General features: G+C 73.1%; 10 protein-coding genes. 6 read left to right on the top strand and 4 right to left on the bottom strand.

Annotated elements, in window-relative coordinates; all coding sequences use genetic code 11:
• Window positions 1-159 precede the first annotated feature (159 nt).
• Window positions 160-1,482: a short-chain fatty acid transporter gene (locus Q4D18_RS03805; protein ID WP_303126004.1), complete on the bottom strand. Its 1,323-nt coding sequence runs from the start codon at window positions 1,480-1,482 to the stop codon at window positions 160-162.
• A 246-nt stretch (window positions 1,483-1,728) separates the two neighbouring features.
• On the opposite strand from Q4D18_RS03805, the gene Q4D18_RS03810 reads away from it, so the two are divergent.
• Together Q4D18_RS03810 and Q4D18_RS03815 are read left to right on the top strand one after the other, a co-directional pair.
• Entirely contained in the window at window positions 1,729-1,950 is a 222-nt protein-coding gene (locus Q4D18_RS03810) for a hypothetical protein (protein WP_303125987.1), read from the top strand.
• Window positions 1,951-2,081: 131 nt separating this feature from the next.
• On the top strand, window positions 2,082-3,371 hold the full coding sequence (locus Q4D18_RS03815; RefSeq protein WP_303125989.1) for an adenylosuccinate synthase: 1,290 nt from the start codon (window positions 2,082-2,084) through the stop codon (window positions 3,369-3,371).
• A gap of 130 nt (window positions 3,372-3,501) precedes the next feature.
• On the opposite strand, the gene Q4D18_RS03820 is transcribed toward Q4D18_RS03815, so the two are convergent.
• Window positions 3,502-4,011 (bottom strand): hypothetical protein, encoded by a 510-nt coding sequence (locus Q4D18_RS03820; RefSeq protein WP_303125991.1) that lies wholly within the window; start codon window positions 4,009-4,011, stop codon window positions 3,502-3,504.
• 206 nt (window positions 4,012-4,217) lie between these two features.
• Window positions 4,218-6,440 (bottom strand): catalase, encoded by a 2,223-nt coding sequence (locus Q4D18_RS03825; protein WP_303125993.1) that lies wholly within the window; start codon window positions 6,438-6,440, stop codon window positions 4,218-4,220.
• Between the two features lie 184 nt (window positions 6,441-6,624).
• On the opposite strand from Q4D18_RS03825, the gene Q4D18_RS03830 reads away from it, so the two are divergent.
• From Q4D18_RS03830 to Q4D18_RS03840, 3 genes are all read left to right on the top strand, one after another.
• Window positions 6,625-7,464, top strand: coding sequence for a carbon-nitrogen hydrolase family protein (locus Q4D18_RS03830; protein WP_303125996.1), 840 nt, complete (start codon window positions 6,625-6,627; stop codon window positions 7,462-7,464).
• Between the two features lie 118 nt (window positions 7,465-7,582).
• Window positions 7,583-8,893, top strand: coding sequence for a Na+/H+ antiporter family protein (locus Q4D18_RS03835; protein ID WP_303125997.1), 1,311 nt, complete (start codon window positions 7,583-7,585; stop codon window positions 8,891-8,893).
• Window positions 8,894-9,032: 139 nt separating this feature from the next.
• Window positions 9,033-9,671, top strand: coding sequence for a hypothetical protein (locus Q4D18_RS03840; protein WP_303125998.1), 639 nt, complete (start codon window positions 9,033-9,035; stop codon window positions 9,669-9,671).
• Between the two features lie 114 nt (window positions 9,672-9,785).
• Here the strand turns inward: Q4D18_RS03840 and Q4D18_RS03845 are convergent, their stop codons facing one another.
• Window positions 9,786-10,436 (bottom strand): IclR family transcriptional regulator, encoded by a 651-nt coding sequence (locus Q4D18_RS03845; RefSeq protein WP_303125999.1) that lies wholly within the window; start codon window positions 10,434-10,436, stop codon window positions 9,786-9,788.
• 143 nt (window positions 10,437-10,579) lie between these two features.
• On the opposite strand from Q4D18_RS03845, the gene Q4D18_RS03850 reads away from it, so the two are divergent.
• Window positions 10,580-12,252 (top strand): urocanate hydratase (locus Q4D18_RS03850; RefSeq protein WP_303126000.1); only part of this gene is annotated, 1,673 nt, incomplete at its 3' end.

Here is a 12,252-nt window from a genome sequence, read left to right on the forward strand (position 1 = left end):
CCGTACGGTGGGGACCACTTCATCGAGGTGCGAGAGATGAAGGTGTGAGTGATGACAGGCGCAGGGCCCCGGATGCTGATCCGGGGCCCTTCGTCTGTCCGGGACGGGGGTCAGGGCCTCTCCGACCCTCGGTCTCCGCCGCGGGTGTGACGGCCGGGCTCAGAGGGAGACGAGCAGCAGGGTGGCGCCGAACACGAGCCCGGAGGCGAGCAGGACGACGGTGGTGTACCCGAGGATGTCGCGCATCTTCAGTCCGGCGATCGCCAGCAGGGGGATCGCCCAGAACGGCTGGATCATGTTGGTCCACTGGTCGCCGTAGGAGACCGCCATGATCGTGACGGCCGGGTCCACGCCCAGCTCGGCGCCGGCCGAGAGCATGATCGGTCCCTGCACCGCGAACTGCCCGCCCCCGGAGGGCACGAAGAAGTTCACGAGTCCGGCGGACAGGAACGCCAGCAGGCCGAACGTCTGCGGCGTCGAGATGGCCACGAACGCCTCGGACAGGACCGCCACCAGCCCGGTGGTCGTCATCATCCCGAGGATGCCGGCGTACAGCGGGAACTGCAGCAGGATCTCCCCCACGTGCGAGGCGGCCTGCTGCGTCAGCCCGATCAGCTCGTGCGGGCTGCGCGTCAGCAGCAGGATCAGCGCGAGGAAGGACCAGTTCACGATGTCGAGGGTGAGCGATCCGCCGCCCGCGAAGTGCATCACCAGGTACGTCGCGAGCAGCAGGCCCACCAGCGTCGTGGGGATGCGCGAGGCGTCCAGGCGGTCGGCCGGCGTCTCCACCACGGGGTCCTCGACGAGCGCGCCCTCCCGCGCGTCGACCTGCAGCTCCACGATCCGGTCGGCGTCGCGCGGGGCCACGAGGGTGAGGGCCCCCGCCACCACGACGATCGTGGCGGCGGCCGCCGCGATGTTCCACCCCGAGAAGGTGGTCTCCGTGACCGGAACGGTCCGCCCGCCGAGGCTCTCCGCCAGAAACGAGTCGGGCGTGGCGGCGGTCAGCGGCCCCGAGCCGGAGTACCCCATGTGCCACACCACGAACCCCGCGAAGCCGGCGGCCACGAGCATCGGGAAGTGCAGGACGACGCCGCGCTCCCGCGCCTGCGCCGCGACCTCGCGGGCGAGCAGCCCTCCGACCACGAGGCCCAGGCCCCAGGTGACGAGGGAGGCGAGGGCGGCCACCACGAAGACGAAGAGGTAGGCCGCCGTCGGGGTTCGGGGCACCCCGCCCAGGGCGGCGAGCAGGCGTCGGATGGGCCCGGTGCTGGCGAGGATGTGGCCGAGCATGAGCACGAGCGCCATCTGCGTGATGAACGAGAGCAGGCCGGAGAGCCCCTCGCCCCAGCCGGTCACGACGTCGGCCGGTCCCGCCGGCGTGAGGAGCAGGCACAGGGCGGCGACCACGAAGGTCAGGACGATCGTGAAGACCAGGGAGGACGGAATCCAGCGCTCGACCAGCCGGTTGACCGGGCCCATGGCGCGGGAGAAGAGGGTGTCCCCGCCGGCGGGGGCACGGCGGACGACTCCGTCGAGGGTGACGGGGGGCGGCGAGCTGGGCATGGGGCTCCTCGGGACCGGGGGGGCGTGACGTGGGTCACCTTAACCTGCCTGGCGCTGTCGCGGTGCTGCTCCGCCGGCGGGCCGGTCGGCTAGCGTGGTGGGCGCCCGTCGTCGTGCCCGCGGGCGCCGCCGACCGCACCCGGCACGCCGAGGAGGCCCGCCATGACCACCGCCCCGTCCGCCGACGCCGCCGGGCCCGAGTGGCGACGGATCGCCGAGCGGCTGCGCCAGGACGCCCTCGCGGACGGCGTCGTGGCGCCGGACCCCGCAGACTTCGACCTCGACGACGACTGCTGCCTCGGGGGCTGCTGCGGCAAGGGGACCGCCTACCTCGAGGCCGTCGAGCGGGCTGCGGCCGCCCGGGCGGCCCGGGGGAGCGCCTGACCGCCCCCCCGGCGTGGTCCGGATCACGCTGGTAGGATTCGGGAGTACGGCCTCCGTGCGCACAGCAGGGGGCGTTTTCCATGTGCGGGCCCCTCCGCTTCACGCCGTCGGGCCCTGAGGAGAGATGCAGCATGCCAGCGATCGCGATCGTCGGAGCCCAGTGGGGCGACGAGGGCAAGGGCAAGGCCACCGACCTGCTGGGCGGCCGGGTGGACTACGTGGTGAAGCCGAACGGCGGCAACAACGCCGGGCACACCGTCGTCGTCAACGGGGAGAAGTTCGAGCTCAAGCTCCTGCCCGCCGGCATCCTGTCCCCCAATGCGGTGCCGGTGATCGGCAACGGCGTGGTGATCAACCTGGAGGCCCTGTTCGAGGAGATCGAAGGGCTCGAGTCCCGCGGGCACTCCTGCGCCAACCTCAAGATCTCCGCGAACGCGCACCTCGTGGCGCCGTACCACCAGACCATGGACAAGGTCACCGAGCGCTTCCTCGGCAAGCGGGCCATCGGCACCACCGGCCGAGGCATCGGCCCCACCTACCAGGACAAGGTGGCGCGGCTGGGCATCCGCGTGCAGGACATCTTCGACGAGTCCATCCTGCGCCAGAAGATCGAGGGCGCCCTCAAGCAGAAGAACGAGCTCCTGGTGAAGCTCTACAACCGCCGCGCCGTCACCGTGGACGAGGTGGCCGAGTACTTCCTGGGCTTCGCCGACCGCCTGCGCCCCATGGTGGTGGACTCCGTGAACCTGCTCAACGACGCGCTCGACGAGGGCCAGGTGGTGCTCATGGAGGGCGGCCAGGCCACCTTCCTGGACGTGGACCACGGCACCTACCCCTTCGTCACCTCCTCCAACCCCACCGCCGGCGGCGCGTCCGTGGGCGCGGGCATCGGCCCCACCCGGTTCTCCCGGACCATCGGGATCGTGAAGGCGTACACCACGCGCGTGGGCGCCGGGCCGTTCCCCACCGAGCTCTTCGACGAGATGGGCGAGCAGCTGCGCACCACCGGCGGCGAGTTCGGCGTGAACACCGGCCGCCCCCGCCGCACCGGCTGGTACGACGCCGTCCTGGCCCACTACGCCGCGCGCGTCAACGGCTTCACGGACTACTTCGTGACCAAGCTGGACGTGCTGACCGGGATCGAGAAGATCCCGGTGTGCGTGGCCTACGACGTGGACGGCGTGCGCCACGAGCGCATGCCCATGACGCAGACCGAGTTCCACCACGCGAAGCCGGTCTACGAGCACTTCGACGGCTGGACCGAGGACATCTCCGGCGCCCGCACCTTCGAGGACCTGCCGGAGAACGCGCAGACCTACCTGAAGGCCCTTGAGCGCCTCTCCGGCTGCCGCATCTCCGCCGTCGGCGTGGGCCCGGGCCGCGACCAGGTCGTGCAGATCCGGGACCTGATCGAGGACTGAGCCCACCGGTCCGCGCGAGCGGTCCCCGCCGCCGCCTTTCTGGTGAGAACACACCCTCATCCGCCCGGATGGGGCCCGCATGAGGGTGAGTCCTCACCAGTACGCGGTCGAGGGGGCACGCCGTCGGGCGTCAGCCGAGGGGGCCGGTGACCAGGACCTCGCCGCGCACCCCGCAGGAGGCGACGGCGTCCCGCACGTCCCGGGGGAGGTCTGCCGCAGGGATCAGCCCGCCGGAGAAGCCGGTGGCCACGCCGGCCTCCACAATCTGGCCGCCGCCGGTGTCCATGGCGACCACCCGTCCGTTCTCGAGCATCAGCGATGCCTTGGGGAAGGCCACGAGCGTCGGCCGCCGATCACTCGCCGCCGTCTGGCCGTCCGGCAGCACGGCCAGGCATCCCTCCGGCGTCAGGCCCAGGGGGCCGGTGACCAGCGCGCTGGACTGCCCCGACGGCTGCTCCTGCGGCCCCTCAGCGCTCAACCAGCGGACGCCCTCGGCCTCCTGGAGGGCCACGCGGGGCACGTCCCCGCCCAGCAGTGAGCACCCTGCCAGGGCGAGGGCACCGGCGGCGGCGAGGGCCGCCGTCGTGAGCCGGCGCGGCCCACGGGCGGCGGAGGCGGGGGAGCGGTGCGGGTCGGTCATGGTGGTGTCCTCGGGCGGGAGCGACCGGGGCGGCCGCGGATGAGGGCCACCCTAGGGCACGCTCCACCCAGTCGCTTTCGAGCGTGAAGAGGGCGCTATATCGCGTTCAGAAGCGGCCATTCCCCCCTTTCCACGCTCGAAAACGAGGGCGGGGACGCCGAGGGGGCGGGGACCGCACGGCCCCCGCCCCCTCGTCACGCGCCCGGTCAGTCGGCCAGGCGGCCCGTGGTGGGGAAGCGCTCCCACACGCGGTGCGCGGGCATGAGCTCCTTCAGCTGGGCGACGGCGTCGGCGCCGCCGTCCACCGCGAGCACGCCCGGGGTGCCGGCCACGCCGAGCTCGTCCAGCACGGACGCGCCCTCGCCGACGGCCACGATCGCCTTGGCGTGGCGCCAGGCCTCCTGCACCAGCTTGGCGACGCGCGGGTCCACCGCGTCCGGGGCGTCCGCCGCGGCCTTCGCGTCCAGGCCGTGCTGGGCGTCCGGGGCGGGCGGGGTGGCGCCGAGCACCACCACGGCGTCCAGCTCGATCGAGGCCGCGGTGAGGTAGGCGCGCTGCGCCACGACCTCACCGGCCACGGGGCCGCCCGTCGGGGCGATCACGAGCGGCACCATGCCGGCGTCGTGGACGCCCTGCACGGCATCGCCGAGCTCCTTCTCGTCCACCTGCGGGCCCACCACGAGGCCGACCTGGCGGCCGTCCACCGGCCAGGTCCTCCCGATCTGGGACAGCGCCGCCGAAGGCTGCACGTCCGCGGGGGCCTCGGCCGGCTCCGGGACCTCGAGGCCCAGGCCGTCCGCCACGGTCGTCGCCAGGCGGGCGTCGATCGCGGCGAGGGCGCGCAGCTGGCGCACGCGGATGGTCTCCTCGTAGCACTTGGCCAGCTCGAAGGTGTAGGCCTGCGCCACGTGCTCGCGCTCCACCTCGGAGAGGGAGAGGAAGAACAGGCGGGCCTGCGAGAAGTGGTCGTCGAAGGACGCCGCGTGGGCGCGCTCCTTGACCGACTCCGCCACCGGGGCCGGGGCGTCGATGAACGGGCGCTCGTCCGCCGGGGTCTCGAACGGCATGCCGCCGTCCAGGGAGTTCGGGCGGTACGGGGCCACGCCGCGGTGCACGGCGGTCTGGTGCATGCCGTCGCGCAGCATGTCGTTGACCGGGGCGTGCGGGCGGTTGATGGGCAGCTGGGTCCAGTTCGGACCGCCGAGGCGGGAGAGCTGGGTGTCCAGGTAGGAGAACAGGCGGCCCTGCAGCAGCGGGTCGTTGGTGACGTCGATGCCCGGGACCAGGTTGGCCGGGTTGAAGGCCACCTGCTCGGTCTCCGCGAAGTAGTTCGAGGGGTTCGCGTTCAGGGTCATGCGGCCGATCGGCTGCACGGGGGCGAGCTCCTCCGGGACCAGCTTGGTGGGGTCGAGCAGGTCGATGCCCTCGAACATCTGTTCCTCGTTGTCCTCGAACACCTGGACGCCGAGCTCCCACTCCGGGAACGCGCCGGCCTCGATGGCGTCGGCGAGGTCGCGGCGGTGGAAGTCCGGGTCCGCGCCGTTGGCGATCAGCGCCTCCTCCCAGGTCACCGAGTGCACGCCCAGGACGGGCTTCCAGTGGAACTTGACCAGCGACGTCGTGCCGTCCGCCGCGATGAAGCGGTAGGTGTGGACGCCGAAGCCCTCCATCGTGCGGTACGAGCGCGGGATGCCGCGGTCGGACATGTTCCAGATGGTGTGGTGCTGCGCCTCGGTGTGCAGCGAGACGAAGTCCCAGAACGTGTCGTGCGCGGACTGGGCCTGGGGGATCTCGCGGTCCGGGTGCGGCTTCACGGAGTGCACCACGTCCGGGAACTTCATGGCGTCCTGCACGAAGAAGACCGGCATGTTGTTGCCCACCAGGTCCCAGGTGCCCTCGTCCGTGTAGAACTTCGTGGCGAAGCCGCGGGTGTCGCGGGCCAGATCCATCGAGCCGCGCGAGCCGGCCACGGTGGAGAAGCGCACGAAGACCGGGGTCTCCTTGTCCTTGGCGAACACGCCGGCCTGGGTGATCTTGGCGGCGGTGCCGTAGCCGCGGAACACGCCGTGGGCGCCGGCGCCGCGGGCGTGGACCACGCGCTCCGGGATGCGCTCGTGGTCGAAGTGGCTGATCTTCTCGCGCAGGTGGTGGTCCTGCAGGAGGGTCGGGCCGCGGCGGCCGGCCTTGAGGGAGTGGTCCGAGTCCGCCAGGCGCACCCCGTGGGCCGTGGTCAGGTACGGGCAGCCCTGGGCCATGGCGGCCTGGTCGGCGCCGGTGGGCTGGCCCGTGGGGGACACGGTGGCCGGGCCGGACTGGTCCGGGGCGGCGGGGGCGACGGGCGCCTCGCCCGCGGTCTGCGGCGTGGGCTCCTCGAGGGAGGGGGTCTGCGGCCCCGGCGTGCCGGGGATGGGGGGCTGCTTGGCGCTCATGGGGTGACTGCTTCCTGTCTCGACGGCCCGGGCGGTTGTGTCCCGGGTCTGGGGTGCCTCCCGGGTCGGGTCCGTCTCCCGGAGCCGCCCCTGCAGAGGTGCACCCCTCCAGCCTGAGGCCTGAGGGCCGGTCTGACCAGGGGAGATCCGCGTCCGTCCCGAGGCGGTGGCTAGGCTGGCGCGCATGAGGATCAGCGTCGGACAGTTCGGGCCCACCGGCCGTGTGGAGGACAACCTGGCCGTCGTCGGCCGGCTGGCCGCCCGCGCGGCCCGGGAGGGGGCGGACATGCTCGTCCTGCCGGAGGAGACGATGTTCACCTTCCGCGCGGTCGAGGGGGACTTCGCGGCCGCCGTCACGGGGGCGTGGGAGCCGTTCACCGAGGGTCTGGCGCGACTGGCGCGGCAGCACGGCCTGGCGATCGTGGCCGGCGGCTACGAGCCCGCGGTGGGGGACCGGCCGTACAACACGCTCGTGGCCGTGGACGCCGAGGGCGCGGTGATCGGCGCCTACCGCAAGCTGCACCTCTACGACGCGTTCGACCACCGCGAGTCGGACCTGATCACGCCGGGGGACCGGGGCGTCGTCGTGGTGGAGGTGGCGGGGGCCCGGGTGGGCCTGCAGACCTGCTACGACCTGCGCTTCCCCGAGGTCTCCCGCGCCCTGGCCGCGGCCGGCGCCGAGGTGCTCGCGATCCCCGCGGCCTGGTTCGCGGGCGAGCACAAGGTGGACCACTGGCGCACCCTGCTGCGCGCCCGCGCCGTGGAGAACACCGTGTGGGTGACCGCGGCGGACACGCGCTCGGAGGCCACCGTGGGGCACTCGGCGGTCATCGACCCGCTCGCCCTGACCGTCGCCGAACTCACCGACGAGGCCGAGGCCCTCGTCACCGCGGACGTCACCCGTGAGCGCATCGACGAGGTCCGCGCGTTCCTGCCGGTGCTGGCCAACCGCCGCACGGACGTCTTCGCCGTCCCGCTGCCCTCCCGCGACCAGCACGACGACGACGCGGCCCTGAGCATCTGAGCCCCCGGGGAGGGTGGGGGCGGGGGTCGTGCGTCGCGGGCGGGACACGGAGCCGGGCCGGCCCGGGGCCGCCGCTACGGTGAGGCGTTCCCCTCCGCTCCGTGATCCGAAGGCCCCCGTGGACGTCCTGCTGAACCCCGTGCTCGTGTCCGTGCTCGTGCTCTGCGTGCTTGCGCTGTCCCACGTGCACGTGATCCTCGCGCTGCTGATCGCGGCCCTCGTGGCCGGCCTGCTCGGCGGGCGGACGCCCTTCGAGACCATGGACCTGGTCATCGACGGGCTCGGCGGCCAGGGGCAGACCGCGCTCGCCTACCTGCTGCTGGGCGTGCTTGCGGTGATGGTCTCCCGCTCCGGTGTCACGGAGAAGCTGGTGGCCGCTCTGGTGCCGCGCATCCGGGGCCGGCGCGGCGGCGTCGTCTTCGCCCTGGCCGGGCTGGCGTGCCTGTCGCAGAACGTGGTGCCCGTGCACATCGCGTTCATCCCGCTGCTGATCCCGCCGATGCTCGCCGCGTTCGACCGCATGCGCCTGGACCGCCGCGCCGTGGCCGCCGCGCTGACGTTCGGCCTCACAGCGCCGTACATCCTGGTGCCGCTGGGCTTCGGGCTGATCTTCCAGGGGATCGTGGTGGAGTCCATGGCGGAGCACGGCATGACCGTGGAGCTCGGCATGATGCCCGTGGCCATGGCGCTGCCGGCGGCGGGCATGCTGGCGGGCCTCGTCGTCGCCGTCCTGGTGACCTACCGCCGGGACCGGGGGTACCGCGTGGTGGAGACCCCCGCCACCGGCTCCGCGGAGGACGCCGCCGAGCCCTGGGGTCGGCGGCACACCGTGGCCGTGGTGGCGCTGACCGTCACCCTGGTGCTGCAGATCGTGTCCGAGTCCCTCGTGGTGGCGGCTCTCGGTGGTGTGCTGGTGATGTTCGTGCTGCGCGCGGAGCCGTGGCGGGCCGGCGAGCGGATCGTCCCGGACGGCGTGGCCATGATGGGCACCATCGCGTTCGTCATGCTGATCGCCTCCGGCTACGCGAACGTGCTCAGCGAGACCGGGGCCGTGGACGGGCTCGTCGCCGCGATGGCCGGCTGGGCGGGCGACAGCCGACTGACCGGCGCGCTCGTGATGATGGCGGTGGGCCTGGTGGTGACCCTGGGGATCGGCACGTCGTTCGGCACGGTGCCGGTGATCGCGGCGATCTTCGTGCCGCTGGCGGCCTCTCTCGGCTTCTCCCCGTTGGCCACGGCCGCGCTGATCGGCACCGCCGGCGCCCTGGGCGACGCCGGCTCGCCCGCCTCCGACTCGACCCTCGGCCCCACCTCGGGCCTGGCCGCGGACGGCCAGCACGACCACATCTGGGACACGTGCGTGCCCACCTTCCTGCACTACAACATCCCCCTGGGCGTCGGCGGCGTGGCCGCGGGCCTGCTGCTCTGACGGGGGCGGGGCCGGTCACCGTTGCCGCCCCACCGGCGCGGACGCCTAGAATCGGGACAGATCCATCACCGACGGGCGCCCCGGCGTCCGGCGCCACGCACCGCGCCCCGCCCCGGGGCGGAACCGAGGGAGCACCCAGATGAACACCGAGGCTCACGGCGCCCACGCCGCCCAGACCGGTCACCGCGCCGTCCCGGCGCAGGCCGCCGCCCCGCGCGTCACCGACACGCGCGGCGCCCACGCCGTCCAGACCCGTTCCGGCCACGTGGAGCCGCAGCGTCCCGTGCGCCGCGCCGTGGTGCCGGCGGAGGTCGTGGAGCCCGCTCGTCCCGTGGACGGCTGGGGCTTCACCAACCGCGTCCTGATCATGGCGACGCTCCTGACCGTGGCCTTCGTGCTGGGCCGCATGTTCCTCTTCCCCGATCAGGGCGGCACGGACTTCCCCGCGTCCCTGGACCCGGACCAGCATGCGGTGGCCATGGGTGAGACCGGCCGCGGCTGGGTGGCCTCGATGCAGTCGATGCTCTTCGGCCTGGTGGGCGGGGCCCTCGCCGCCGCTGCGGGCTACCTGGTCGTGATCCTCATGGGCGGCGCCGCCCGCTCTGCCGCGCGCTACGCGATCGGCGGCCTGATCGGCGGCCTCCTGGCCGCCGTCGGCATCATCTTCGTCTTCTCGAACACCGTGGCCCTGTCCTTGGGCGCGCACGTGTTCTGGATCCTGCCGCTGGCCGGTCTGCTCGGCGGCCTGTGGGCGGGCATCGTCTCCTCCCGCCGCTGATCGCGCGATCGGGCCCGGCGCCGGCGCGCCGCCCGACCCCTCACAGAGGAAGGCCCCGACCGATCCGGTCGGGGCCTTCCGCCGTCCTCACCCGCCCCTGCGAGCAGGTGCCGCTCACCCCTCGCCGAGCCGGCGGGCGACTTCCGCGGTGGCGGCCACGAGCGCCTCCCCGCAGCGCGCGGCGAGCTCGTCGGTGCACCGGTAGGTGGGCACGAGGGTGCTGAGGGCGCCCACGGGCGTGCCGTGCACCACCACGGGGGAGGACAGGGCGGTGACGTCCGACTCCACGGTGTCCGTGCGCAGCACCGACGCCCCGGCGGCCACGTGCCCGCTGAGCGCCTCGCCCACCGCGGTGCCCTCGAGGGGCACGGTGCGCCCGGCCCAGTTGGTGTGCCGGACGGAGTGGGTGCCCTCCTCGATGGCCAGGTACACGGCCTCGGACGGGCCGGCGGCCACGGACAGGTAGACGGACTCGCCGGTGCGGGCCACCACCTCCCGCATGGGGGCGCGGGAGAGGTCCACCAGCGGCTCCCGGGTGAAGGCGCGCGCGCCCAGGCGGATGAGGCTGGGCCCGGGGTGGAACAGGCCGTCGTCGTCCCGGGCCACGAGGCCCGCTCCCTCGAGGGTGCGCAGCAGGCGCAGCGCCGTGGAGGCGGGCAGGTCGGTGGCGCGGGCGGCCTCGGCCAGGCTCAGGGAGGGCTGCTCCGCCACCGCGGACAGCAGGCCGAGGGCGCGGTCCACGGTGCGGGTCGGGGAGGTGGTCATGTCCTGGGAGCCTAGTGGTCGGGCGTGAGGTGGCCCGCACTTGCACGTGAGCGGGACCACTGTTTCAATAGGTGGCACATGCCTGCCGGTGCGTGGAAGGGCCGGCGGCGACGACGACACCACCGGTCACGAGAGGACCCGCCATGGTCGAGGGCTTCACCCAGCACGATCCGTCCCGCACGATCCGCGCCCCGCGCGGCACCGAGATCTCCGCCAAGTCGTGGCAGACCGAGGCGCCCCTGCGGATGCTCATGAACAACCTCGACCCCGAGGTCGCCGAGCGTCCCGAGGACCTCGTGGTCTACGGCGGCACCGGCCGCGCCGCCCGCTCGTGGGAGGCCTTCGACGCGATCGTCGAGACCCTCAAGGACCTCGAGGAGGACGAGACCCTGCTGGTGCAGTCCGGCAAGCCCGTCGGCGTCGTGCGCACCAACAAGTGGGCCCCGCGCGTGCTGATCGCCAACTCGAACCTCGTGGGCGACTGGGCCGACTGGCCCACCTTCCGCAAGCTGGAGGCCGAGGGCCTCATGATGTACGGCCAGATGACCGCCGGCTCCTGGATCTACATCGCCACGCAGGGCATCCTGCAGGGCACCTACGAGACCTTCGCCGCGATCGGCCGCAAGAAGTACGACGGCACGCTCAAGGGCACCCTGACCCTCACCGGCGGCTGCGGCGGCATGGGCGGCGCCCAGCCCCTGGCCGTCACCCTCAACGGTGGCGTCTGCCTGATCGTGGACGTCTCCGAGGAGCGCCTGCGCCGCCGCATGGGCAAGCGCTACCTCCACGAGGTGGAGACGGACATCGACAAGGCGATCGAGCGCGTCATGCAGGCCAAGCGCGACGGCGAGGCCGTCTCCGTGGGCCTCGTGGGCAACGCCGCCGAGGTGTTCCCGGAGCTGCTGAAGCGCCACCAGGCCGGCGAGGTGGAGATCGACATCGTCACCGACCAGACCTCCGCGCACGACCCGCTGTCCTACCTGCCGCTGGAGATCAGCGAGGCCGAGTGGCACGCCGAGGCCGAGGCCGACCCGGACACCTTCACCAAGAAGGCCCAGGAGTCCATGGCCCGCCAGGTCGAGGCCATGGTCGGCTTCCAGGACGCCGGCGCCGAGGTCTTCGACTACGGCAACTCCATCCGCGACGAGGCCCGCAAGGCCGGCTACTCCCGCGCCTTCGAGTTCCCCGGCTTCGTCCCGGCCTACATCCGCCCGCTGTTCTGCGAGGGCCTCGGCCCGTTCCGCTGGGTCGCCCTCTCCGGCGACCCGGAGGACATCAAGGTCACCGACGAGGCGCTCAAGGAGCTGTTCCCCGAGAACGAGCACCTGCACCGCTGGCTCGACGGCGCCGCCGAGTTCGTGGAGTTCGAGGGCCTGCCGGCCCGCATCTGCTGGCTCGGCTACAACGAGCGTCACAAGGCCGGCCTGCTCTTCAACAGGCTCGTCGCCGAGGGCAAGGTCAAGGCGCCGATCGCGATCGGCCGCGACCACCTGGACTCCGGCTCTGTGGCCTCCCCGTACCGCGAGACCGAGTCCATGCTGGACGGCTCCGACGCGATCGCCGACTGGCCGCTGCTGAACGCCCTGACCGCCACCTCCTCCGGCGCCACGTGGGTGTCCATCCACCACGGCGGCGGCGTCGGCATCGGCCGCTCCATCCACGCCGGCCAGGTGGGCCTGGCGGACGGCACCGAGCTGGCCGCGGCCAAGCTCGAGGCGCTGCTGACCAACGACCCGGCCATGGGCGTGATCCGTCACGTCGACGCCGGCTACTCGCGGGCCGTCGAGGTCGCCGAGGAGCGCGGCGTCCGGGTCCC

The organism is Micrococcus sp. (genome assembly GCF_030523875.1).
Taxonomy (GTDB): Bacteria; Actinomycetota; Actinomycetes; order Actinomycetales; family Micrococcaceae; genus Micrococcus.

Coding starts and splice junctions, on each gene's coding strand:
- Q4D18_RS03805 (WP_303126004.1), bottom strand. CDS start 1,482: ATGGGCCCGGTCAACCGGCTGGTCGAGCGCTGGATTCCGTCCTCCCTG.
- Q4D18_RS03810 (WP_303125987.1), top strand. CDS start 1,729: ATGACCACCGCCCCGTCCGCCGACGCCGCCGGGCCCGAGTGGCGACGG.
- Q4D18_RS03815 (WP_303125989.1), top strand. CDS start 2,082: ATGCCAGCGATCGCGATCGTCGGAGCCCAGTGGGGCGACGAGGGCAAG.
- Q4D18_RS03820 (WP_303125991.1), bottom strand. CDS start 4,011: ATGACCGACCCGCACCGCTCCCCCGCCTCCGCCGCCCGTGGGCCGCGC.
- Q4D18_RS03825 (WP_303125993.1), bottom strand. CDS start 6,440: ATGAGCGCCAAGCAGCCCCCCATCCCCGGCACGCCGGGGCCGCAGACC.
- Q4D18_RS03830 (WP_303125996.1), top strand. CDS start 6,625: ATGAGGATCAGCGTCGGACAGTTCGGGCCCACCGGCCGTGTGGAGGAC.
- Q4D18_RS03840 (WP_303125998.1), top strand. CDS start 9,033: ATGAACACCGAGGCTCACGGCGCCCACGCCGCCCAGACCGGTCACCGC.
- Q4D18_RS03845 (WP_303125999.1), bottom strand. CDS start 10,436: ATGACCACCTCCCCGACCCGCACCGTGGACCGCGCCCTCGGCCTGCTG.